This is a genomic window from Xanthobacter albus (genome assembly GCF_043194895.2).
GTDB lineage: Bacteria > Pseudomonadota > Alphaproteobacteria > Rhizobiales > Xanthobacteraceae > Xanthobacter.
This window is the reverse complement of sequence record NZ_CM195532.1, coordinates 1,573,598-1,597,351: the sequence shown is the minus strand read 5'-3', so window position 1 is coordinate 1,597,351 and position 23,754 is coordinate 1,573,598. Positions and strand designations below refer to the sequence as shown.

The following is a 23,754-nucleotide window of genomic DNA, read 5'->3' as shown; positions in this document are numbered from 1 at the left end:
CTAAAATCCTCAAGTCCGCTCCCGGCCGAGCGGCGGTCGCGAAGGAGCATGGAATAGCGCGCGTCGCGCGGGGTGCAACCTAGCCACGGGCCGGGAACCGCGCAATCGGCGGGCACGATAGAACAAGGCCTTTATCCATCCAACCAAGGTCGTACGCAGTTGTGCGTACTTGCCCCGCCGGAGGGGCCCCGGCACTAACCACAATAAAGATACGCCGATAAGGGAGACGTCCATGGACAGCACAAGCAGCAGCCGGTACGCGCAAACCTATGCCCGCTGGCGCGACGATCCGTCCGCCTTCTGGGGCGAGGCGGCGAAGAAGATCGACTGGACCCGCCCCGCCGACAAGGTGTTCGACGCCGAGGCCGGCGTCTACGGCCGCTGGTTCGTCGGGGCCACCGGCAACACCTGCTTCAACGCCGTGGACCGCCACGTGGCCGGCGGGCGCGCCGGGCAGGCCGCCATCATCTATGACAGCCCCGTCACCGGTTCCAAGCGCACCGTCACCTATGCCGAGCTGAAGCACGACGTGGAGACCCTGGCCGCCGTGCTGCTGGATCTCGGCGTAACGAAGGGCGACCGCGTGCTCGTCTACATGCCCATGGTGCCGGAGGCGCTGGTGGGCATGCTGGCCTGCGCCCGCATCGGCGCCATCCATTCGGTGGTGTTCGGCGGCTTCGCCGCCAAGGAGCTGGCCACCCGCATCGAGGACGCCGAGCCCAAGGTGATCCTGGCCGCCTCCTGCGGCATCGAGCCGAACCGGGTGGTGCCCTACAAGCCCCTGCTCGACCTCGCCATCTCCATGTCGGCGGTGAAGCCGGAGCATTGCGTGGTGCTGCAGCGCCCGCAGGGCCCCGCCACCCTGGCGGAAGGCCGCGACATCGACTGGGCCGGGGCGTGCGCCGCCGCGGCCGCCGCCGGCAAGGCCGCGCCCTGCGTGGATGTCGCCGCCACCGATCCGCTCTACATCCTCTATACCTCCGGCACCACCGGCAAGCCGAAGGGCGTGGTGCGCGATACGGGCGGCCACATGGTGGCGCTCGCCTGGACCATGGAGAACCTCTACGGCATCAAGCCGGGCGAGGTGTTCTGGGCCGCCTCCGACATCGGCTGGGTGGTGGGCCATTCCTACATCGTCTATGCGCCGCTGCTCGCCGGCTGCACCACCCTCGTCTACGAGGGCAAGCCCGTGGGCACGCCGGACCCCGGCGCCTTCTGGCGGGTGGTGGAGGAGCACAAGGTGGTGGCGCTCTTCACCGCCCCCACCGCCCTGCGCGCCATCAAGAAGGAAGACCCGGACTGCACCTTCAAGACCGGGCACGACATGTCCCATTTCCGCACCCTGTTCCTGGCCGGCGAGCGCGCCGACCCGGACACCGTGAAGTGGGCCGAGGAGAAGCTCGGCGTGCCGGTGGTGGACCACTGGTGGCAGACCGAGACCGGCTGGGCCATCGCCGCCAATCCGGTGGGGCTCGGCCTCCTGCCCGTCAAGCTCGGCTCGCCCACGGTGCCCATGCCCGGCTACGACGTGCAGATCGTGGACGAGGCGGCCAAGCCCGTGCCCGCCGGCACCATGGGCTCCATCGTGGTGAAGCTGCCGCTGCCTCCCGGCTGCCTGCCCACCCTGTGGCAGCAGGACGAGCGGTTCAGCGAAAGCTACCTCGCCGACTATCCCGGCTACTACAAGACCGCCGACGCCGGATACATGGATGACGACGGCTACGTCTTCGTCATGGGCCGCACCGACGACATCATCAATGTCGCCGGCCACCGCCTCTCCACCGGCGGCATGGAGGAGGTGATCGCCTCCCACCCGGACGTGGCCGAGTGCGCCGTCATCGGCGTCAAGGACTCGCTGAAGGGCGAGGTGCCCTGCGGCTTCGTGGTGCTGAAGGCGGGCGAGCGCCGGGCGCCGGAGGTGATCGAGAAGGAGCTGGTGGGCCTGGTGCGCGACCGCATCGGCCCGGTGGCCGCCTTCAAGCTGGCGGTCACCGTGAACCGCCTGCCCAAGACGCGCTCCGGCAAGATCCTGCGCGGCACCATGAAGAAGATCGCCGACCACGATGCTTGGTCCATCCCCGCCACCATCGACGACCCGGTGGTGCTGGAGGAGATCGAGGGCATCCTCAAGGATCGCGGCATCGGCTGAACCGGAGGGGGCGCCCCCGCGGCGCCCCTTTCGTTTGCTGCGGCGCGCGGCTCAGCCGCCGCCGCGCCCGCCGTTGCGCGCCGGCTCGAAGCAGGTGTAGCCCACGAAGCACTGCGGGTTGTCGCGGGTCGGCACCCATTCCGGCTTCAGCTGCTGGTCGTACATGCAGAAGCTCAGGTCGCGCACGTAGCGGTCATAGAGGGTGGGCGAGGTGGCGAGCACCACCGCCCCGCCCTTCTGCACGAGCGCGGCCGTCTGCGCGCAGCTCATGTCGGTGCTGCGGGGCATGGCCTGGGCCGCCGCCGCGGAGGCGGCCATCACCAGCGCCCCGGTCGCGAGCACTTTCAGCATCATCTCTCCATCCTCCGGCACCGGAGCGCCGGCCTTGCGGCCGCGCGCCCGCGCATCGCCGCACCCGCCTCGGGCGGGCCTCGCGCCCACCCCGGATGCTTCCCACAGATGGGCGAGCCCGCGCCCGCGCGCAACGCGACAAAGGTGCGGACACGTCACGCTCGGCCAGCCCCCGGAAACGTTCCCGCCACGGGCAAAAGCTGGCGGGCCGCCTCCGTTTACCTCCCGTTTACCATGACATGGTTACCAAATGCTTGAAACGCCTTCCGGGTGGCGTGCTCCCGCGCGCCGGAGGCACGCGCTCCAGCGCCCGCCTGGACGCGCCCACGCCACCGGCCCGCCGAAGCATCCGGCGCCGCCACGCGGCCTTCAGCTTCGGGGTTAGCGCATGAAGTCCACCGCCCTCGCCGCCCTCGCGGCCACCGTCCTCGTCCTGCCCGCCGCGGCCGCGGACGTGATGGACCGCGCCACGCTCATCAAGGCGCTGATGCCGCGCACCTTCTCCTGGACCGGCGCGTATGCGGGCGCCAATGCGGGTTATGGCGGCGGCGACGTCTCTTCCGATTCCCTGCTTTTCAGCGCCAATTCCCTCACCACCCTCTCCACCTTCAAGGGCGCCACTGCCAACGCCTCCGGTTTCGTGGCGGGCGGCCAGGCCGGCTTCAACTACCAGCTCCCGAACCGCTTCGTGCTGGGCGCGGAGGCGGACATGCAATGGAGCGGCATCGCCGCCCGCGACCAGCAGCAGGCATTTTCCCCGCCGGGCGCGATGCGCTCCGCATCCGCGGATCTGGATTATTTCGGCACCGTGCGGGCGCGGCTCGGCTACGCCATGGACCGCTTCATGCCCTATGTCACAGGGGGCGTCGCCTACGGCCGGGCGGGATTCGGCCATACCGCGCGCGATCTCACCGGCGGCTTTTCGGCATCCTCCTCATCCGCCCTGCGCTGGGGCTGGGCCGCCGGCGCCGGCGCGGAGGCCGCGCTCACCGACCATTGGACCATGCGGGCGGAATATCTCTACGTCGATCTCGGCAGCCTCGAAGAGGCCCGCTTCGATCCCGCCGCCGACCTCGCGGCCCTCACGGCGGCGGACCTGCGCTTCCAGACCCTGCGCGCGGGCGTCAACTACAAGTTCTGAGGACGCCGGCGTGTTTCCAGCCCGTCCAAAGGCCACCTGAAGAGGCTGCAACCCGCTTGTCTCCCGGAAGCGCGCCGCCACACCCGACCATACTACCAACACCCGAATAGGTTGCAGAAAAAGCTGCCCTTACGGCCGCTTTCCGTCCCCTCCGGGCTGCCTCAACGGCGGCGAGAATGTGGCGCAAAGTGCTTAGTTTGCAAATAATTTACCACAATTGGTCACGTTGGGCGGCGCCGGAGGCCCGGCACAATCAGCGTTCGCGCCGAATGCACCATCATGGTACCGTTATCTTGGTTGCATGGCGTGGATTTCGATGCACTGTGGCAGGAAAGCTACGGAATCTTTCCGCGGCCTCTGCTACATCACTCTCACTGGGCGGAACGAAACGGCTGCACACGCAATCGACGTCATCGCCTGATAGTCGTGTAACCCAAAAATGGGGGATTAAGTTATGAAGCGTTTCCTTCTCGCCACTGTCGCGCTGGCGGCGCTCTCGGCTCCGGCCGCGGCTGCTGACCTGGCGACGAAGTACCCCGTCAAGGCCATCGCCGCCCCGGTCTTCTCCTGGACCGGCTTCTACATCGGCGCGAACTTCGGTTACGGCGGCGACAACTTCGACTACAACGAGTACACCGCCTACACCCTGGTGAACACCCGCTCGATCACCTCTTCGGGCTGGTTCGTCGGTGGTCAGCTCGGCTACAACTACCAGTTCGCCAACAACGTGGTGGTCGGCCTCGAGACCGACATCCAGTGGTCGAACATCTCCGGCACCGTGTCGGACACCTCGCCCTTCTTCTACCAGTCGTTCGGCTCGACCGTTGACTACTTCGGCACCATCCGCGCCCGTCTCGGCTATGCCTTCGACCGGTTCCTGCCGTACATCACCGGTGGTGCCGCTTACGGCCGCACTTCGACCGACATCACCGGCGGCCTCTGCGGCGCGCTCCTGAGCTGCTCGCAGGCTTCCACCAACTGGGGCTGGACCCTGGGCGGCGGCGTCGAGTACGCCATCACCAACAACTGGACGTTCAAGACCGAATACCTGTACGTCGACCTCGGCAACAACGATGTCGTGGGCGGCAACTGGGCTCTCGGCGACTCCATCAACGTCGACACCAAGTTCCACACCATCAAGGCCGGTGTGAACTACAAGTTCTGATCCTTCGGATCGAACACGACGAGAGAGGGCCCGCCGCTTGCCGGCGGGCTTTCTTTTTTTGAAGCCCCCTCGGTGTGGTGAGCACGTTCACCTGCAAGCCGCCCCGCACGGAAGCGCCTTTGATCCGGCCCATGCGAATGCCGCGGCGGCGCGCTCCTCACGAAAGCCCCTGCCTTCTCCCGTGTGAACCTGAAGCGTTGCCCTGCCCATGGCGCGGCGTTGGCCCTGGCGATGAGAGCGGCCCGCTCTTTTGCCGTTTCAATGCGGCACCGAAATGCTCTAGCCTCCAGGCATGAGCGCCGACATTTCCTTCGACCGCGATTTCGATTCCCCCACCGGGCTGGCCGTTCCCGTCACGCCCCTGGTGCGGCGCATCGTGGCACCGAATCCCTCCGCCTTCACCTTCACCGGAACCTGCACCTACATCATCGGCCACGGCGAGGTCGCCATCCTCGATCCCGGCCCGGATGATCCCGCCCATGTGGCGGCGGTACTGAAGGCGATCGCGGGCGAAAGCGTCTCCCACGTAGTGGTCACCCACACCCACCGCGACCATTCCCCGGCGGCCGGCGCCATCAAGGCCGCCACCGGCGCCGCCATCGTGGGCTGCGGGCCCCACCGCGCGGCACGTCCCCTCCATATCGGCGAGATCAACCCCCTCGACGCCAGCGCCGACACCGATTACGCGCCCGATCACGCCCTCGCGGACGGCGAGACCGTCTCCGGCCGCGGCTGGAGCTTGACCGCTGTCGCCACCCCCGGCCACACCGCCAACCATCTCGCCTTCGCGCTCACCGAAGATGCGCTCCTTTTCTCCGGCGACCATGTAATGGCCTGGGCCACCTCCATCGTCGCTCCGCCGGACGGCGCGATGGGGGACTATATCCACTCGCTGGAGCGGCTTGGCCTAAGGGAAGAGAAGGTCTACCTGCCGGGCCACGGCGGCCCGGTGCGCGACGCGCCCGCCTTCGTGCGCGACTATCTCGACCATCGAATCGCCCGCGAGACCGCCATCCTGCGCGGGCTCGACCGCGCGGCGGAAACGATTCCCGATCTCGTGCGCGGCATCTACATCGGGCTCGATCCCCGGCTCGTGGGCGCGGCCTCCCTGACGGTGCTGGCGCACCTTGAGCATCTGGTGGAGACGGGGCGCGTCTTCACGGAAGGCGCACCCGCCATCGACGGGCGCTTCCGCCTCGTATCCTGATTCCCCCTCCACGACACCACGCGGAAGGGGAGCCCGCCATGTGCGGCCGCTTCGTTCAATACCGGGCACCAGTCGCCTATGTGGAGCATTTCGGGCTCAGCGGCCCCGCGCTGCGCCTGCCCAACTGCCCGCCCCACTATAATGCGGCGCCCACCCAGGACCTGATGGTGGTGCGCCTCAATCCGCACACCGGCGCGCTGGACCTCTCCCTGCTGCGGTGGGGATTCGTGCCGGTATGGGCGAGGGACCCGAGCGGTGGCGCCAGGCTCGTCAACGCCCGCGCGGAGGGGGTGGCGGAAAAACCCACCTTTCGCGATGCGTGGTGGAAGAGGCGGCGCTGCATCGTGCCGGCGGACGGCTTCTATGAATGGCAGCGGCGCAACGGCGCCGCCCAGCCCTTCTTCGTCACCACGGCCGATGGCGCGCCCCTCGCCTTCGCGGGGCTGTGGGAAGGCTGGAAGGATCCGACCACCGGGCAATGGCTGCGCACCTTCACCATCCTCACCTGCCCGGCCAATGAAACGCTGCGGCCGCTGCACGAGCGAATGCCCGTGGTGCTCGCCGATACGGACATTCCCCGCTTTCTTTCCGCCGAAGACCCGCGCGACCTGCTGCGCCCGGCCCCGCCGGCACAACTCACCTTCTGGCCGGTCTCCAAAGCGGTGAACGCCGTGCGCAACGACGATCCCGGCCTGACCGCACCCCTCCCGCCGACCGATTGATCCCATTGGCGCCGATCTTCGACCCGCAAGAAGCGGGCTCGCTCAGGTGCTGCGCGGCCCTGGCCAAAGGCCCGTGCGTCATGCCCACAAACCTCTTGCGTCAGATACGGCCAACCAGGAGCGAGAGGCAGCGGAAGCGACAGGTCAGCGAGCTGAATCCCCCGACGTCCCGCGCGCCACCCGCCAGCCGCGCCGGAAGAAAGCGGGGCGAATCGCAAGAACCGCGTCCTGCCGGCCCTTCGCACCGCCTCCGTTCCGAGACAGACGCCCCCTGCGCGGCGCCTAAAGCGCCTCGCCGCGCAGCAGCTTCGGCACCGCCCCGGTGAGGCCCGCCGCGTCGCGGATGAACAGGCCCTTCAGGCGCGGCAGGCGGTCCACCATCCCAAGGCCCACGTCGCGCAGCGCGCGCAGGGCGTCCGAGTGGTTGGAGAACAGGCGGTTGAGGCCGTCGGTGGCGATGCCCATGGCCAGGGTGTCGAAGCGGCGCCAGCGCTGGTAGCGTTCCAGCACCTGGGGCGAGGCGAAGTCCAGCCCCACGCGGGCGGCATCGGTGACCGCCTCCGCCAGGGCCGCGACATCGCGCAGGCCCATGTTGAGGCCCTGCCCGGCGATGGGGTGGATGAGATGGGCGGCATCCCCCACCAGCGCCAGCCTGTCGCCGACAAAGCTGCGCGCCATGGAGAAGCCGAGCGGATAGGGGCGCGGCCGCGTCACCGCCTTCACCCAGCCCAGGCGATGGCCGAAGCGCTGCTCCAGCTCCTCCTGGAACAGAGGCGCCGGGAGGGCGGCGATGCGCTCGGCATCCTCGGTGCGCTCGGTCCACACGATGGCGGAGCGGTTGCCGGGCAGGGGCAGCACGGCGAACGGCCCGGCCGGCAGGAAATGCTCCTCCGCACGGCCCTCGTGCGGGCGCTCATGCTCCACGGTGAAGGTGATGCCGCTCTGGCCATAGCCCCAGGAGACGGTCTCGATGCCGGCCATGGACCTGAGGCGCGAGCGGGCGCCGTCGCAGGCCACCAGCAGCCGGGTGGAGAGGCTCGCGCCCGTGCCGGTGGTGAGCGCCATGCCCGCGCCCTCGGGCGCGAAGGCGGACACGGTCTCGGCCTGCAGCTCGATCCCGGCGGCCTCGGCATCGGCGATGAGCGCGGCCTGGAGCACCGCGTTCGGCACCATGTGGGCGAAGGGCTCGCCGGGGACGACGTCGCCGTCGAAGGTGAGAAAGGTGGGGCGCGCCACGTCCCGCGTGCGGCTGTCGGTCACCACCATGGAGAGGATGGGCTGGGCCTGCGCCGCGATGCGCGGCCATGTGCCGAGCACGGTGAGCATGCGGCGCCCGCAGGCGGCGATGGCGGAGCAGCGCTCGTCGTCGATCACCGGATTGGCCAGGGCGGGATCGAACAGCGTGATGCGCGCGTCGGCGCCCAGCCCCTGCCGCAGCGCCAGCGCAAGGCTGAGCCCCGCCAGCCCGCCGCCGACGATGGCCACGTCGGACATCGCCGCCGGCGCGAGGAAGACACCGGGACCCGTATAGGGCGAAGGCGCCGTGGCGGGCTCGAACAGGCCACTCATGGAACAGTCTCCTCACAGGGTCGCTTGGCCGGGATCTCCCGGCCGGTATCTTCGCCGCATACCTGCCCGCGCCGCGGGCCCGGCGGGCTCATCCCGCCCCGGCCGGGGCCGGCATCGACGCGAACGTCATGATCTTCACCTATACGGACTTGACGCGCCTCATGGGCGCATGGCGTCTTCGTGCCTCGTCATCCTCACACCCGCCGCCCGCGCCCCGCGGGCCTTCCGCAAGGCCGATCCTCATGACCGACACGCCGTCTTCCGACGTTGAAGCGCTTCTGTCTATCCTCGATCTGGAGCAATTGGAGATCAATCTGTTCCGGGGTCGCAGCGGCAATCCGGGCGGCGGGCGCGTGTTCGGCGGGCAGGTGGTGGCGCAGGCCCTGGTGGCGGCGCGCCGCACCGTGGACGCGCCGCGCGTCACCCATTCGCTCCACGGCTATTTCCTTTTGGGCGGCGACCCCACCATCCCCATCGTCTACGAGGTGGAGCGCATCCGCGACGGGCGCAGCTTCACCACCCGGCGCGTGGTGGCCATCCAGCACGGCAGGGCCATCTTCTCCATGTCCGCCTCGTTCGAGCTGGAGGAGGACGGCCTGGAACACCAGAGCACCATGCCGAAGGTGCCCATGCCGGAAGAGCTGCCGCCCGACGAAGCCTGGCGCGCGCGCCTGCTGGAGCGCTTCCCCGAGGCGGCGAGCCGCGACTGGATGGCCATCAAGCCGCTGGAGATCCGGCCCACCTCGCTGGACCCCTCCTATATCGGCAGCGCCGGGGCGCGGCCCAGCCTGTGGGTGCGCGCGCGGGCGGGGCTGCCGGACGATCTGCCCACGCATCAGGCAGTCCTGGCCTTCGCCTCGGACTTCTCGCTGCTCCAGGCGGCCCTTTTGCCGCATGGGCGCTCCGTGTTCGATCGCGACCTGCAGGTGGCGAGCCTCGACCACGCGCTGTGGTTCCACCGGCCGTTCCGGGCCGACGAATGGCTTCTGTACAGCCAGGAAAGCCCGGCCGCCTTCGGCTCGCGCGGGTTCTGCCGGGGCGAGTTCTTCACCCGCGAGGGGGTTCTCGTGGCTTCGGCGACGCAGGAAGGATTGATGCGCCGCGTCACGCCCAAATGAGGGGCGTGCAAGCGGGGAATACCATCTGTTGACCATCTTTGAAGCGTGTCGCCTAAAAAACAGGCTGAAAAAGCGGCGACCATCGGGCGCCGCCACGCCCTTGACCCGCATGGCGAGAAAATAAGCAGCGGGACTCCGCGCCTCGCCGCATCTGGCACGGTCCTTGATTCCCTGGAAACAGGCTTGCCTGCCGCGGCGCGGAATTCCCCGTCCCGCTCGGCGGAGCCGACAGAAAACACCGGCTGGCCGGCACGCGGGGGTGGGCCTCGCGGCGCCGGATCCAGGCCACCAGGGAACAGGGACCGATCCATGAAGATCGTCATGGCCATCATCAAGCCATTCAAGCTGGAGGAGGTGCGCGACGCCCTCACCGGTATCGGCGTCCACGGACTGACCGTGACCGAGGTGAAGGGCTACGGGCGGCAGAAGGGCCACACCGAGATCTACCGCGGCGCTGAATATGCCGTGAGCTTCCTGCCGAAGCTGAAGATCGAGGTGGCGGTGGCCGCCGACCAGGTTTCGAAGGTCGTGGAGGCCATCACCGCCTCCGCCAAGACCGGCCAGATCGGCGACGGCAAGATCTTCGTTCTCGCCATCGACCACGCCGTGCGCATCCGCACCGGCGAGACCGACGCCGACGCGCTTTGAGCCTTCCTCATTTTACGGAGCCTTCTTCCATGACGTTCAAGACGTGGACCCGCGCGGGCGTTCCCGCGCTGCTGGCGGCGGCGGCCTTCGCCCTGCCGGCGCTTGCCCAGCCCGACATGGCGCCGGCGGCCGCCTCCCCCGCCGCCGCCGCGGCGGTCTCCACCGTGAACAAGGGTGACGTGTCCTGGATGATGACCTCCACGGTCCTCGTCCTGCTCATGACCGTCCCCGGCCTCGCCCTGTTCTACGGCGGCCTCGTGCGCGCCAAGAACATGCTCTCCGTCCTCATGCAGGTGCTCACCATCACCGCGGTGATGATGCTGGTGTGGGCGATCTACGGCTACTCGCTGGCCTTCACCTCCGGCAACGCCTTCATCGGCGGCTTCGAGAAGGCGTTCCTGGCGGGCGTCACCGTGGACAGCCTCGCGGATACCTTCACCAAGGGCGTGCAGATCCCCGAGTTCGCCTTCATCGCCTTCCAGATGACCTTCGCGGCCATCACTCCGGCCCTCGCCATCGGCGCCTTCGCCGAGCGCGTGAAGTTCCCGGCGGTGATCCTGTTCGCCGTGCTGTGGGGCACCTTCGTCTACTTCCCGATCGCCCACATGGTGTGGTTCTCGGAAGGCTACCTGTTCACCCTCGGCGCCCTCGACTTCGCGGGCGGCACCGTGGTGCACATCAATGCCGGTATCGCGGGCCTCGTCGGCGCCATCATCGTCGGCAAGCGCATCGGCTACGGCAAGGAGCAGCTTCCGCCCCACTCGCTGGCCTTCACCATGGTCGGCGCCTCCCTGCTGTGGGTCGGCTGGTTCGGCTTCAACGTCGGCTCGAACCTCGAAGCCAACGGCCTCGCCACCCTCGTGATGGTGAACACCTTCCTCGCCACCGCCGGCGCCGTCGTGGGCTGGCTCGTGATCGAGTGGCTGGTGCGCGGCAAGCCCTCCATGCTCGGCGGCGCGTCGGGTGCAGTGGCCGGCCTGGTCGCCATCACCCCGGCCTGCGGCGCCTCCGGTCCCATGGGCGCCATCGTGCTCGGCATCGTCGCGGCCATCGTCTGCTTCTTCTTCTGCACCGCGGTGAAGAACGCCCTCGGCTATGACGACAGCCTGGACGTGTTCGGCGTGCACGGCGTCGGCGGCATCATCGGCGCCATCGGCACCGGCATCCTGGTGTCGCCCGCCCTCGGCGGCGCCGGCGTGGCCGACTATTCCATGGGCCACCAGGTGTGGGTGCAGACCCAGGCGACCCTCGTGACCATCGTGTGGTCGGGTGTCGTGTCGGCCATCATCTTCTTCGTGCTCAACATCATCGTCGGCCTGCGTCCGTCGGTGGACGTGGAGCGCGAGGGCCTCGACATCAACGAGCACGGCGAGCGCGCCTACCACTCGTGACCTGATCCCCGGGGGCGCCCGCCGCCCCCGGCCGTTTTCCCGGCCTGTCCGGTCCCAAATAAAAAGAGGGGAACCAACGGACCCCGGCGCTTCCAGCGCCGGGGTCTTTTTGCGTCCGGAGCGGGCGGCGCGCGGGCGCGCCCATCTGCGCCCTTTCCCCGGCCTCGGCCGCCTGCTAGAAGCCGGCCTTCGGATTGGCTTCACACGGCCCGAGGATGACCCACGTCGCAACGGCCCCGCACGCATGGGGCGAAACGCCATGGCCGCGCGGCACCGCGTCGCGCGCCGGTGCTCCGCGTGTGCCCGGCGCGCGAATTATCGGCCCGGTCCCCCGCCGGCGCGACTGAGGCGCGCGGGGGAGCCGGGACCCTTGACCCCGCGTTTCTCCCCCATCGGCCGCCCCGCGGCCCCTTCCCGAGCCCGTCATGACCGAACAGACCCCCGACTATTCCAAGACCCTGCTGCTGCCGGAGACCGAATTTCCCATGCGCGGCGGGCTGCCGAAGAAGGAGCCCGAGCTGCTGGAGCGCTGGAAGCGCATCGGCCTCTACGCCCGCCTGCGCGAGGCGGGACGCGGGCGCCCGCGCTTCGTGCTCCATGACGGCCCGCCCTATGCCAACGGCAACATCCACATCGGCCACGCGCTCAACAAGATCCTGAAGGATGTGGTGACGCGCTCCCAGCAGATGCTGGGCCACGATTCCAACTACGTGCCCGGCTGGGACTGCCACGGCCTGCCCATCGAGTGGAAGATCGAGGAAGAGAACTACCGCAAGAAGGGCAAGGCCAAGCCCGACTTCTCCGATGCCGCCGCCATGGTGGCCTTCCGCCAGGAATGCCGCGCCTTCGCCCAGCACTGGCTGGACATCCAGCGCGAGGAGTTCAAGCGCCTGGGCGTGGAAGGCGACTGGGACCACCCCTACACCACCATGGCGTTCGCCGCCGAGGCGCAGATCGCCCGCGAGATCATGAAGTTCGCGGAAAACGGCCTGCTCTATCGCGGCTCCAAGCCGGTCATGTGGTCGGTGGTGGAGAAGACCGCTTTGGCCGAGGCCGAGGTGGAATACCAGGACTTCACGAGCGACACGGTGTGGGTGAAGTTCCCGGTGGCGGCCGGCGTCAGCGACGATCTCGGCGGTGCCTGCGTGGTCATCTGGACCACCACGCCCTGGACTATCCCCGGCAACCGCGCCATCTCCTTCTCCTCGAAGATCGCCTACGGCCTCTATGAGGTGACCGAGGCACCCGCCGACAACTGGGCCAGGGCGGGGGATCGCCTCATCCTCGCCGACAATCTGGCCGGCGATGTCTTCAGGCAGGCCCGCGTCGGCGCCTTCGTACGCGTACGGGATGTGAGCGCCGCCGAGCTGGGCGGCCTCATCTGCGCCCATCCCCTGGCCGCCCTCGGCTATGGCTTCAAGGTGCCGCTGCTGGACGGCGACCACGTGACCGACGACGCCGGCACCGGCTTCGTCCACACCGCGCCCAGCCATGGCCGCGAGGATTTCGAGATCTGGACCCAGAACCGCCGCTGGCTGGAGGAGCGCGGCATCAGCCCCGCCATCCCCTATCCGGTGGACGAGGACAGCTTCTACACCGCCCAGGCGCCCGGCTTCGAGGGCAAGCGCGTCATCACCGAGAAGGGCGAGAAGGGCGATGCCAATGGCGCCGTCATCGAGGCGCTGGTCGCCGCCGGCAACCTGCTCGCGCGCGGGCGGGTGAAGCACCAGTATCCCCACTCCTGGCGCTCCAAGAAGCCGGTGATCTTCCGCAACACGCCGCAATGGTTCATCGCCATGGACCAGGACATCCGCACCGCGGACGGCACGGCGGCGCCCCGCCCCGCCACCCTCGACGGCAACGTGCCCGACACCCTGCGCGAGCGGGCGCTCGCTGGCATCAAGACCGTGGAATGGGTGCCGGCGGCGGGCGAGAACCGCATCACCGGCATGATCGCCAACCGGCCCGACTGGGTGGTCTCCCGCCAGCGCGCCTGGGGCGTGCCCATCGCCGTGTTCGTGCGGGAGGTGGGCGACGGCTCGGTGGAGATCCTGCGCGACCGCAAGGTCAACGCCCGCATCGCGCAGGCCTTCGAGGAAGAAGGCGCCGACGCCTGGTTCCAGCAAAACGCGCGCGAGCGCTTCCTGCGCGAGCGCGCCGACGAGGGCTGGCAGAAGGTCAACGACGTCCTCGACGTGTGGTTCGACAGCGGCTCCACCCACACCTTCACCCTGGAGGTGCGCGACGATCTCAAGGCGGTGCGCGCGCCGCTGGGCAAGGACCGCGTGATGTACCTCGAGGGCTCGGACCAGCATCGCGGCTGGTTCCATTCCTCCCTGCTGGAGAGCTGCGGCACCCGCGGCCGCCCGCCCTACGATGCCGTGCTGACCCACGGCTTCGTACTGGACGAGGACGGACGCAAGATGTCCAAGTCGCTTGGCAACGTCACCGCGCCGCAGGAGGTCATCAAGGCCTCCGGCGCCGATATCCTGCGTCTGTGGGTGTGCGCCTCCGACTATTCGGACGACCTGCGCATCGGCCCGGAAATCCTGAAGACCACGGCCGACACCTACCGCAAGCTGCGCAACACCATCCGCTGGCTGCTCGGCTCGCTGCACCACTACCGGCCGGAGGCGCGGGTGGCGTTCGCCGACATGCCCTCGCTGGAGCGCTTCATCCTCAACCGGCTGAGCGAGCTCGACGGGGAGATCCGCGCCGCCTACCGCGCCTTCGACTACAAGAAGGTGCATGCGCTGCTCACCGCCTTCATGAACATCGAGCTCTCGGCCTTCTATTTCGACGTGCGCAAGGACGCGCTCTATTGCGATCCCCTGTCCTCGCTCACCCGCAGGGCCTGCCTCACGGTGCTGGACGAGACCTTCAACCGGGTAGTCGCCTGGCTCGCGCCCATCATGCCCTTCACCACCGAGGAGGCCTACATCGCCCGCACGGGGGATGAGGAAGGCTCGGTGCATCTCGTGACCTTCCCCGAAACGCCGGAAAGCTGGCGCGACCCCGCCCTCGCGGAGAAATGGCGCCGGGCGCGGCAGGTGCGGCGCGTGGTGCTCGGCGCGCTCGAGGTGGAGCGCGCCCAGAAGCGCATGGGCTCCTCGCTGGAGGCGGCCCCGGTGGTCTACGTGACCGACGAGGCCCTGGCCGATGCCTTCGCGGGGCTCGACCTCGCGGAGATCTGCATCACCAGCGCGGCCACGCTCGCGCGCGCCGAGGGGCCGGCGGACGCTTTCCGCCTTGCCGAGGTGCCCGGCGTCGCCGTGGTGCCGGCCCGCGCCGAGGGCAGGAAGTGCGCCCGCTCCTGGAAGATCTCGCCCGAGGTGGGCGCGGACCCCGAATTTCCCGACGTGACGCCGCGCGACGCGGCGGCGCTGCGGGAATTCTACGCCGCCGCGGCGGAATGACAGTGGGAGAGGCGCCATGACCCGACTTCGGCTGGGACTGCTGACCGCCCTTCTGGTGCTGGTGGCCGACCAGGCCACCAAGACCTGGGCCATCGCCTTCATGGCGGCGCAGGGGCCGGGCCTGGTGCCCGTGACGCCTTTCCTCGACCTCGTGGCCCTGTGGAACGCCGGCATCAGCTACGGCCTGTTCCCGCAGGGAGAGACGGGGCGCTGGGTGCTGGTGGCCATCAAGGTGGTGGCCGCCCTCGCCTTCGCGGCGTGGCTCACGCGCGCGCACCGCACGGCGGAGGCGCTCGGCCTCGGCCTGCTCATCGGCGGCGCCCTGGGCAATGCGGTGGACCGGGTGGTCTACGGCGCGGTGTTCGACTTCATCTCCCTGCACGCCTACGGCCTGCGCTGGTATGTGTTCAACGTGGCCGACATCGCGGTGGTTGGCGGCGTCGCCTTGCTGCTTTATGACGCTTTCTTCGGGCGTGCCTCAAAAACGCCGCCCTCGCCGACGCCTATGGCGTCAAAACCTGAAGCAGAGCGCGAGCCTTGAAGGGGAGCACCATGCGCGTGAACCCGACATTCCGGCCCGATGCCGCGACCCCGGCGAGGCCGATGCAGCATTCGAAGACGGCCTTCGCGGCCTTTAAGACCCTCTCCGGCGCCTGCGCCCTGGGCCTGCTGCTGGCCGGCCCCCTGGCGCGGCCCGCCGCCGCGCAGCAGGAGCAGTTCAACGCCAATCCGGTGGACAGCATGATGGAGCTGTTCGGCCTCAAGGAAGAGCAGGGCAAGCCGGAGATCGACTACCGCGAGCGCGCGCCGCTGGTGGTGCCGCCGGCCGCTTCCGCCGAGGCCCTGCCCTCGCCGGAGGACGCCGCCCACCGGAAGAACCCCAACTGGCCCAAGGACCCCGACGTGGCCCGCCGCCAGCGCGAGGCCGCCGCCGCCAACGCCCCCGTGGTGCGCGACGATCCCGGCCGGCCGCTGCTGCCCTCCGAGCTGAACAAGGGCCGCAAGAAGATCCTGGGCGTCATCCCCACCGAGCCGGTACCCACCGGCACCCGGCGCGACGAGCTGATGCCGAGCGAGCTCGGCGCCCGCGGCTGGCTGCCGAGCTTCAGCGGCGAGAAGGAAAAGCCCCTCACCTTCAACGGCGAGCCGGAGCGCGAGACCCTTCTGCAGCCCCCGGCCGGCTACCAGACCCCTGCCCCCAACGCGCCCTATGGCGTGGTGGAGAAGAAGCAGGAGCAGTGGAAGATGCCGACCCTGTTCGACCGGACCAACTGATCCGGAACCGGTCAATTCCCGACGGCCGGAGCGCGCCTCGCGCCCGGCCGGGTTCTCATGCCTACGGGCCGCGCCGCATTCGGCGGGCCCGGCTCTCGCCGGCCGCCGCGCCCAAGCAGCGCCCAAGCCGCGCGTGCGATGACGCGGCGCTCTGGGCCGCCGCCCCGGCCGCGCGGCGTTCAATTCCTGCGGCGCCCCCTGGCCTTCCCCGGCGAAGCTCCTATCTTTCAAGAAACGTGCGTGCCCTCCGGCGCGTGCACTGCCGGAAGATCCGCCACGTGAAGACGAGCCGTTTCGCCATGGTCGCCATCCTCGCCGCGAGCGCCGCCGCGCTCGCCCCCCGCGCCGCCTCGGCCGCGGGTCCGGACATTTCCCAGTTCACCCTCGACAACGGCCTGACCGTCATGGTCATCCCGGACCACCGCACGCCGGTGGTGACCCACATGGTGTGGTACAAGGTGGGCTCGGCCGACGAGCAGCCGGGCAAGTCGGGCATCGCCCACTTCCTGGAACACCTGATGTTCAAGGGCACCGAGGCCCACCCCCAGGGCGCGTTCTCGGCCGAGGTGGCGCGCCTGGGCGGGCAGGAGAACGCCTTCACCTCCCAGGACTACACCGCCTATTTCCAGCGCGTCGCCAAGGAGCACCTGGAGAAGGTGATGGGCTTCGAGGCCGACCGCATGACCGGCCTCAAGCTCTCCGACGAGGTGGTGCTGCCGGAGCGCGACGTGGTTCTGGAGGAGCGCCGCATGCGCACCGACAACGAGCCCGGCGCCCGGCTCGGCGAGATCATGCAGGCCACCACCTACGTGAACCATCCCTACCAGCACCCGATCATCGGCTGGGAGCACGAGATCAAGCAGCTCAACCGGGAAGACGCCCTCGCCTTCTATCGCCGCTATTACGCGCCCAACAACGCGCTGCTGGTGGTGGCCGGCGACGTGAACCCGGACGAGGTGCGCGCGCTGGCGGAGAAGACCTACGGCAAGGTCGCCCGCGCCGACACCCCGGCCCGCGACCGCCCGCAGGAGCCCGAGCCCCAGGCCCACCGACGGGTGGCGCTGGCCGATGCCCGCGTGGCCCAGCCGAGCGTGCAGCGCTCCTACCTCGTGCCCTCCGAGCGCACCGCAGCCCCCCGTGAGGCGGAGGCGCTGGAGCTGCTCTCCCAGATCCTGGGCGGCGGGCAGACCGGGCGGCTCTACCGACAGCTCGTGGCCGAGAAGGGCCTCGCGGCGGGTGCCGGCGCCTGGTATCAGGGCACGGCCCATGACGCCACCCGCTTCGTGGTCTACGCCAGCCCCCGCCCCGGCGTGAGCCTGGAGGAGCTGGAGGCCGCCATCGACGCCGTCGTGGCCGAGGTGGCGGAGAAGGGCGTGGACGAGCTGGAGCTGAAGCGCGCCAAGACCCGCCTGACCGCCGACATGGTCTACGCCCAGGACAGCCAGGCGACCCTCGCGCGCATCTATGGCGCGGCCTGGGCCACCGGCACCAGCGCCGACGAGGTGCGCGCGTGGCCCGACCGGGTGAAGGCGGTGACCGCCGCCGACATGCAGGCCGCCGCCAGGCGCTACCTCACCAGCGAGCGGGCGGTGACGGGCTATCTGAAGACCGCGCCGGCCGCTTCCGCGCAGCCCCCCTCCGCGCCCGCTGCGGCGAAGAAGGACGACCGCTCGTGAGGGCGCTCTCCCCCGCTTGCGCCGGACGGCCCCTCGCGGCCGCCGGCTGGCTCTTTCTCGTGATGGTGACGATGGCTCTCTCGCTCATTTCCAACACCGAGGCCCAGGCCCAGCAGTCGAGCCGCATCACCGAGGTGACGAGCCCCGGCGGCATCAAGGCGTGGCTGGTGCACGACACCACCTTGCCCCTCATCGCCATGGAGTTCGCCTTCCTGGGCGGCGCGGCGCAGGACGGGGCGCAGAAGATGGGCCTCGCCCACCTCACCGCCTCGCTGCTCGACGAGGGCGCCGGCGACCTGGACGCCCAGGCCTTCCAGCAGAGGCTGGCCGACCATGCGGTGGAGCTGCACTTCGACGCCGGGCGCGACGAGATGCGCGGATCGCTGCGCACCCTCTCCGAGAACCGCGAGGTGGCCTTCGACCTGATGCGCCTCGCCGTGAACGAGCCGCGCTTCGACACCGAGGCGGTGGAGCGTATCCGCGCCGCCATCATGGCCGGCCTGCGCCGCCGCTCCACCGAGCCCAACGCCATCGCCAATGACCGCTGGTACGCCCTCGCCTTCCCCGGCCACCCCTACGGCCGGCCGGTGGACGGCACGCTCGAGAGCGTGCCCGGCCTGACGCGGGAGGACATCGCCGGCTTCGCGAAGCGCACTCTGGCGCGTTCCAACCTGCGCGTGGCGGTGGTGGGCGACATCACGCCCGAGGAGCTGGGCAAGCGGCTCGACGCGGTGTTCGGCGCCCTGCCTGACAAGGCCGAGCTGACCCCGGTGGCCAATGTGACGCCGCAGAAGATCGGCACCGTGGACATCATCCCCCTCGACGTGCCCCAGTCGGTAGTGGTGATGGGCACGGTGGGGTTGGAGCGGCGCGACCCGGATTTCATGGCCGCCTACGTGCTCAACCACATCCTGGGCGGCAGCGCGTTCTCCTCCCGCCTGTTCAAGGAAGTGCGGGAGGCGCGCGGGCTCGCCTACTCGGTCTATTCCTATCAGGTGGCCCTCGCCCACGTGGGCCTGTGGTTCGCCGGCACCGCCACCAAGAACGAGCGGGCGGCGGAATCCATCTCGCTCATCACCTCCGAGTTCCAGCGCATCCTCGACCAGGGGCCGACGCCGGAGGAGCTGAAGGAAGCCAAGAGCTACCTCACCGGCAGCTACGCCCTGCGGTTCGACACGTCGTCGAAGGTCGCCGGCCAGCTTCTGCAGATCCAGCTCGACGAGCTCGGCATCGACTATATCGACCGCCGCAACGCCCTGGTGGAGGCGGTGACGCTGGACGACATCAAGCGCGTCGCCGGCCGCCTCGCCGATGCGCGCAAGGCCCTGGTGGTGGTGGTGGGCAAGCCCGTGGGCCTCTCCGGCGGCTGAGGCCCAGCCCCTTGGAGGGCCCCCTTTGCGGGGCCCTTCGGCGCGGGCGTGCGCGGCGCGCGTTCACCATGTTTCCGGCTTTTGGTCACCAAAGGGTAAATTGCCGGCCCCGGCACGGTGCGTCCGCGGCGCCGTTTGCTATAACCATGCCATGTGCATGAGCCTATGGAGATGAGCGACATGGGAAGCGACATGGAGGGTGGCCTGGGAGGCGACTTCGGGAGCCGGAAGGCTTCCACGCAGGCAGGCACTCCCACACGCGGCCTTGTCGGCTTGGCGGTGGCGCTGGCCCTGGCGGGCTGCGCCGGGGGCGAGGGCCTCGACGGCGCCTTCGGCGGCCAGGACGTGGGCGTGGCCACCGGCAACGCCGCCGGTGTCTCCAGCGCCGCGACCCCGGCCCTCACCGTCGGCACCGGGCCGAACGCGGTCACCTACAATTGTCCGCCCGTCGCCATCCGCACCGGCGCCGGCACGTGGCAGGTCTCCGAGGGGGGCGCCCTGAAATATCAGGGCAACGTGGGCCAGCTCGCCCGCGAATGCGCCATCAACGGCCAGACCATGAACGTGAAGGTGGGCATCGAGGGCCGCCTGCTCATGGGCGAGAAGGGTGCGCCCGGCACCGTGCGTGTGCCCGTGCGCCTCGCGGTGGTGGAAGAAGGCCCCAACCCGAAGACCATCGCGACGAAATTCTTCACGGTGCCGGTGGAGATTCCCGCCGGCCAGCAGCAGACCGCCTTCACCGTGGTGGAGGACCAGCTGAGCTTCCCGCTGCCCAAGCCGGAGGATGTGGAACGCTACGTGGTTTACGTGGGCTACGACTCGCAGGGCGAGAAGGCCAAGCCCGCGGCCGCGCGCCCGCGCCCCTCGAAGCCCAAGCCGAAGCCGGCCGCCGAGAGCGCGCCTGCCGCCACCGCCGCACCCGCGGCGCCCAAGTCCGATCCCGGCGCGCCGGCGAGCGACGTGTTCGGGCCGCCGCCCTCGGGGTCCACCAGCAGCGGCGGCGGCTTCGCGGCCCCGCCCGCCTCGGGCGGCTTCGAACCTCCCCCGCGCTGAGCGGCGCGGGCCGGCTGCGGCCATACGCTCGATAGTTGGATGCCGCGCGGGCCGTCGTCGCCCGCGCGGCATTTTCATATGCGGGCCGGGACGCCCGGCGCGGGCCTGCCCGCCTGCGACGAAGGTCTGCAGCGACGGGCTGTTGACGCTGCCATGGATTTTCTTATTGTGCGATCGAAGTTGCCTATGGAACGGATTCGCGGCGAAAGCCGAGGCCGTTTCCGGCATCTTCTCGGATGAACCCTGCGGGAGAGACCGGCTGCGCGCCATGGGCGGGCAGAACCGGCGCCGAAGGCGCAACCGCCCCGGAACCGCTCAGGCCAAAGGACCGCAGGGGGACGACGCTCTGGAAAGAAGCCGCGGCGCAAGCCGCAGGCTCACCGAAGGAGTAAGCCGCGCCGGTCCACACGGCACGGTGAAATCTCTCAGGTTCCGCAGACAGAGGGGGCGCCCGAAGGACTCATGGTCCTCCACCCTGGCGCTATCCCCGGAGCTGCGATGACGCACGCCGCCGACCCTCTGCTCAAGACCCTGCTGCACACCACCCCCCTGTTCGCCGCCCATGTGGCGCTCGGGGCCCGCATCGTGCCGTTCGCCGGCTATGAGATGCCGGTGCAATATGCCGAGGGCATTCTCGCCGAGCACCACTGGACGCGCACCCACGCCGGCCTGTTCGACGTCTCCCACATGGGCCAGGCGGTCCTGGAGGGGCCGGACCATGCCGCCTGCGCCCGCGCGCTGGAGGCACTGGTGCCGGCGGATATCGTGAACCTTCCCCCCGGCCGGCAGCGCTATTCCCAGCTCCTCAACCGGGAAGGCGGCATCCTCGATGACCTGATGGTCACCCGCCCGCGCGATCCGAAGGACGACGGGCGCCTGCTGCTGGTGGTGAACGCCGCCTGCAAGGCCGCCGATTTCGCGCACATCGAGCGTCACCTGCCGCAGGGCGTGCGCCTCGTGCCGCAGCTCGACCGCGCCCTCATCGCCCTGCAGGGCCCCGAGGCGGCGCGCGCGATGGCCCGCCATTGCCCGCAGGCCCTGGACCTCGCCTTCATGGAAGCCGGCCCGGCCGCCTTCGACGGCATCCCCGTGCACGTCTCCCGTTCCGGCTACACGGGCGAGGACGGGTTCGAGATCTCGGTGCCGGCAGCGGATGCGCAGAAGGTGTGGGCCGCCCTCGCGGCCGAGCCGGAGGTGAAGCCCATCGGCCTCGGCGCGCGCGACAGCCTGCGCCTGGAAGCGGGGCTCTGCCTCTACGGCCACGACATCGACGCCACCACCTCGCCGGTGGAGGCGGCCCTCGCCTGGTCCATCCAGAAGCGCCGCCGCGTGGAAGGCGGCTTTCCCGGCGCGGACCGCATCCGCGCGGAGCTGGAGCACGGCCCGGCGCGCGTGCGCGTCGGCCTGCGGCTGGAAGGGCGCGCGCCCGCCCGCGAGGGCGCCGAGATCGTCCAGGGGGGCGAGAGCGTGGGCCGCGTCACCTCCGGCGGCTTCGCGCCCAGCCTCAACGCCCCCGTGGCCATGGGCTATGTGCCGCCGCGCCTCGCCGCGCCGGGCACCCGGCTCGATCTCCTGGTGCGCGGCAAGGCGCTCGCCGCCACCGTCGTCCCCCTTCCCTTCGTGCCGGCGCGTTACGCGCGCACATCCCCGAAAGAGGCCTGAAGCATGACCAGCGTGCGCTACAGCAAGGACCACGAATATGTGCGCGTCGAGGGCGACGAGGGCGTGGTGGGCATCTCCCACTATGCCCAGAGCCAGCTCGGCGACGTAGTGTTCGTGGAGCTGCCCCAGCTCGGCAAGGTGGTGGAGCAGGGCAAGGAAGTGGCGGTGGTGGAGAGCGTGAAGGCGGCGAGCGAGGTCTATGCGCCCCTCGCCGGCACCGTCACCGCCGTGAACACCGAGCTGGAGGGCAACCCCGCCCTGGTGAACGCGGAGCCGGAAGGCGCGGGCTGGTTCCTGCGCCTGAAGATCGCCGCCCCCTCCCAGCTCGACGCCCTGATGGACGAGGCCGCCTACAAGGCCTTCGTCGAAAGCCTCGGCTGAGCGCCCGCCGCGCCCCGCGCGCGGCGCCCCTCGCCGCCAGATGGTGTGAGACCCTTTTCCATGCGCTACCTTCCCCTCACCGCCGAGGACCGCGCCGAGATGCTGGCGCGCATCGGCGTCGCGTCCGTGGACGCGCTGTTCGCCGACATTCCTACCGAGAAGCGCGCCACAGCGCTGCCGCCCCTGCCCGACGCCCAGGGCGAGATGGAGGTGGAGCGCGCGCTCTCCCGCATCGCCGCCCGCAACACGGCGGCGGGCGCGGTGCCCTTCTTCCTGGGCGCGGGCGCCTATCGCCACCACGTGCCGGCCACGGTGGATCACCTGATCCAGCGTTCGGAGTTCCTCACCTCCTACACGCCGTACCAGCCGGAAATCGCCCAGGGCACGCTGCAATACCTGTTCGAGTTCCAGACCCAGGTGGCGGAGCTGACGGGGATGGAGGTGGCCAACGCCTCCATGTACGACGGCTCCACCGCCGCCGCCGAGGCGGTGCTGATGGCCCACCGCGTCACCCGCCGCCCCAAGGCGGTGCTGGCGGGCAACCTGCACCCGCACTACCGCGCCACCATCGAGACCGTCTCGCGCTATGCCGGGGACGAGGTGGCGGTCCTGCCCGCGCGACCCGAGGGCGGGGAAGACCTCATCGGCGCCATCGATGCCACCACCTCCTGCGTGGTGGTGCAGAGCCCGGACGTGTTCGGCAACCTCGTGGACCTCAGGCCCATCGCGGAAGCCGCCCACAAGGCGGGCGCGCTTTTGGTGGCCGTGTTCACGGAGGTGGTGTCCCTCGGCCTCGTGGAGCCGCCGGGCGCGCAGGGTGCCGACATCGTGGTGGGCGAGGGCCAGTCGCTGGGCAATGCGCTGAACTTCGGCGGGCCCTATGTGGGCCTGTTCGCCACCCGCCAGAAATACGTGCGCCAGATGCCCGGCCGTCTCGCCGGCGAGACCGTGGACGCGGAAGGCCGGCGCGGCTTCGTGCTCACCCTCTCCACCCGCGAGCAGCACATCCGGCGCGAGAAGGCGACCTCCAACATCTGCACCAATTCGGGCCTGTGCGCGCTCGCCTTCACCATTCACCTCACGCTGCTCGGCCAGGGCGGCCTCACCCGCCTCGCCGCGCTCAACCACGAGGCCGCCTGCGACCTCGCGGACCGGCTGGCGGCGGTGCCCGGCGTCGCGGTGCTGAACGGCGCCTTCTTCAACGAGTTCACCGTGCGCCTGCCGCGCCCGGCGACGGGCGTGGTGGAAAAGCTGGCTGAACGGGGCATCCTCGCCGGCGTGCCCTATGCGCGCCTCGCGCCGGATGCGGGGCTCGACGATCTCCTGCTGGTGGCGGCCACCGAGGTGACGACCGAAGGCGACCGCGCGGCCTATGCCGCCGCCCTCGCCGAGGTTCTCTCGCAATCGCCCGCCGGGGTGCCGGCATGAGCCGCACCCGCCGCACATTCCCATTCTGGAGC

At 70.0% G+C, this 23,754-nt stretch carries 19 protein-coding genes and 2 riboswitches; of the genes, 17 read left to right on the top strand and 2 right to left on the bottom strand.

Going from position 1 to position 23,754, the window contains the following annotated elements; all coding sequences use genetic code 11:
- Nucleotides 1–232: 232 nt before the first annotated feature.
- Nucleotides 233–2,149 carry a propionyl-CoA synthetase gene (locus tag V5F75_RS07160; RefSeq protein WP_394035744.1) on the top strand — a complete coding sequence of 639 codons (1,917 nt, stop codon included), beginning with the start codon at nucleotides 233–235 and terminating at the stop codon, nucleotides 2,147–2,149.
- A 51-nt stretch (nucleotides 2,150–2,200) separates the two neighbouring features.
- On the opposite strand, the gene V5F75_RS07155 is transcribed toward V5F75_RS07160, so the two are convergent.
- Nucleotides 2,201–2,503, bottom strand: coding sequence for a hypothetical protein (locus V5F75_RS07155; RefSeq protein ID WP_394035746.1), 303 nt, complete (start codon nucleotides 2,501–2,503; stop codon nucleotides 2,201–2,203).
- 385 nt (nucleotides 2,504–2,888) lie between these two features.
- Here V5F75_RS07155 and V5F75_RS07150 point away from each other — a divergent pair, with 385 nt between their 5' ends.
- The 4 genes from V5F75_RS07150 (at nucleotide 2,889) to V5F75_RS07135 (ending at nucleotide 6,735) form a co-directional block, all read left to right on the top strand.
- Complete coding sequence (locus V5F75_RS07150) at nucleotides 2,889–3,641, top strand: outer membrane protein (RefSeq protein ID WP_394035748.1); 753 nt, start codon at nucleotides 2,889–2,891, stop codon at nucleotides 3,639–3,641.
- 454 nt (nucleotides 3,642–4,095) lie between these two features.
- Nucleotides 4,096–4,806: an outer membrane protein gene (locus V5F75_RS07145; RefSeq protein WP_394035750.1), complete on the top strand. Its 711-nt coding sequence runs from the start codon at nucleotides 4,096–4,098 to the stop codon at nucleotides 4,804–4,806.
- Nucleotides 4,807–5,098: 292 nt separating this feature from the next.
- On the top strand, nucleotides 5,099–6,013 hold the full coding sequence (locus tag V5F75_RS07140; protein WP_394035752.1) for an MBL fold metallo-hydrolase: 915 nt from the start codon (nucleotides 5,099–5,101) through the stop codon (nucleotides 6,011–6,013).
- 38 nt (nucleotides 6,014–6,051) lie between these two features.
- The gene (locus V5F75_RS07135) at nucleotides 6,052–6,735 is read left to right on the top strand and encodes an SOS response-associated peptidase (RefSeq protein WP_394035754.1); all 684 of its coding nucleotides are present in this window, start codon (nucleotides 6,052–6,054) and stop codon (nucleotides 6,733–6,735) included.
- Between the two features lie 282 nt (nucleotides 6,736–7,017).
- Here V5F75_RS07135 and V5F75_RS07130 read toward each other — a convergent pair whose 3' ends face one another.
- Entirely contained in the window at nucleotides 7,018–8,229 is a 1,212-nt protein-coding gene (locus V5F75_RS07130; protein WP_394035802.1) for a ubiquinone biosynthesis hydroxylase, read from the bottom strand.
- 317 nt (nucleotides 8,230–8,546) lie between these two features.
- On the opposite strand from V5F75_RS07130, the gene tesB reads away from it, so the two are divergent.
- From tesB to gcvPA, 12 genes are all read left to right on the top strand, one after another.
- Nucleotides 8,547–9,422: an acyl-CoA thioesterase II gene (tesB, locus tag V5F75_RS07125; protein WP_394035756.1), complete on the top strand. Its 876-nt coding sequence runs from the start codon at nucleotides 8,547–8,549 to the stop codon at nucleotides 9,420–9,422.
- Nucleotides 9,423–9,731: 309 nt separating this feature from the next.
- Nucleotides 9,732–10,070 carry a P-II family nitrogen regulator gene (locus V5F75_RS07120; protein ID WP_234050913.1) on the top strand — a complete coding sequence of 113 codons (339 nt, stop codon included), beginning with the start codon at nucleotides 9,732–9,734 and terminating at the stop codon, nucleotides 10,068–10,070.
- A 29-nt stretch (nucleotides 10,071–10,099) separates the two neighbouring features.
- A complete protein-coding gene (locus V5F75_RS07115; protein ID WP_394035758.1) occupies nucleotides 10,100–11,461 on the top strand; it encodes an ammonium transporter in 1,362 nt (453 codons plus the stop codon).
- A gap of 425 nt (nucleotides 11,462–11,886) precedes the next feature.
- A complete protein-coding gene (gene ileS, locus V5F75_RS07110) occupies nucleotides 11,887–14,877 on the top strand; it encodes an isoleucine--tRNA ligase (RefSeq protein ID WP_394035760.1) in 2,991 nt (996 codons plus the stop codon).
- A 16-nt stretch (nucleotides 14,878–14,893) separates the two neighbouring features.
- The gene (gene lspA, locus V5F75_RS07105) at nucleotides 14,894–15,418 is read left to right on the top strand and encodes a signal peptidase II (protein WP_394035762.1); all 525 of its coding nucleotides are present in this window, start codon (nucleotides 14,894–14,896) and stop codon (nucleotides 15,416–15,418) included.
- Nucleotides 15,419–15,480: 62 nt separating this feature from the next.
- Nucleotides 15,481–16,152, top strand: coding sequence for a hypothetical protein (locus V5F75_RS07100; RefSeq protein WP_394035764.1), 672 nt, complete (start codon nucleotides 15,481–15,483; stop codon nucleotides 16,150–16,152).
- Nucleotides 16,153–16,451: 299 nt separating this feature from the next.
- Entirely contained in the window at nucleotides 16,452–17,828 is a 1,377-nt protein-coding gene (locus V5F75_RS07095; protein ID WP_394035804.1) for a M16 family metallopeptidase, read from the top strand.
- A 71-nt stretch (nucleotides 17,829–17,899) separates the two neighbouring features.
- On the top strand, nucleotides 17,900–19,198 hold the full coding sequence (locus tag V5F75_RS07090; protein ID WP_394035766.1) for a M16 family metallopeptidase: 1,299 nt from the start codon (nucleotides 17,900–17,902) through the stop codon (nucleotides 19,196–19,198).
- A gap of 180 nt (nucleotides 19,199–19,378) precedes the next feature.
- A complete protein-coding gene (locus V5F75_RS07085) occupies nucleotides 19,379–20,251 on the top strand; it encodes a hypothetical protein (RefSeq protein ID WP_509212152.1) in 873 nt (290 codons plus the stop codon).
- A gap of 236 nt (nucleotides 20,252–20,487) precedes the next feature.
- Nucleotides 20,488–20,592, top strand: a riboswitch (glycine riboswitch).
- A gap of 3 nt (nucleotides 20,593–20,595) precedes the next feature.
- A riboswitch (glycine riboswitch) is annotated at nucleotides 20,596–20,695 on the top strand.
- 54 nt (nucleotides 20,696–20,749) lie between these two features.
- Complete coding sequence (gene gcvT, locus V5F75_RS07080) at nucleotides 20,750–21,913, top strand: glycine cleavage system aminomethyltransferase GcvT (protein ID WP_394035770.1); 1,164 nt, start codon at nucleotides 20,750–20,752, stop codon at nucleotides 21,911–21,913.
- A gap of 3 nt (nucleotides 21,914–21,916) precedes the next feature.
- The gene (gene gcvH / locus V5F75_RS07075) at nucleotides 21,917–22,294 is read left to right on the top strand and encodes a glycine cleavage system protein GcvH (RefSeq protein ID WP_394035772.1); all 378 of its coding nucleotides are present in this window, start codon (nucleotides 21,917–21,919) and stop codon (nucleotides 22,292–22,294) included.
- A gap of 60 nt (nucleotides 22,295–22,354) precedes the next feature.
- Nucleotides 22,355–23,722 (top strand): aminomethyl-transferring glycine dehydrogenase subunit GcvPA, encoded by a 1,368-nt coding sequence (gene gcvPA, locus V5F75_RS07070; RefSeq protein ID WP_394035774.1) that lies wholly within the window; start codon nucleotides 22,355–22,357, stop codon nucleotides 23,720–23,722.
- Nucleotides 23,723–23,754: the final 32 nt, after the last annotated feature.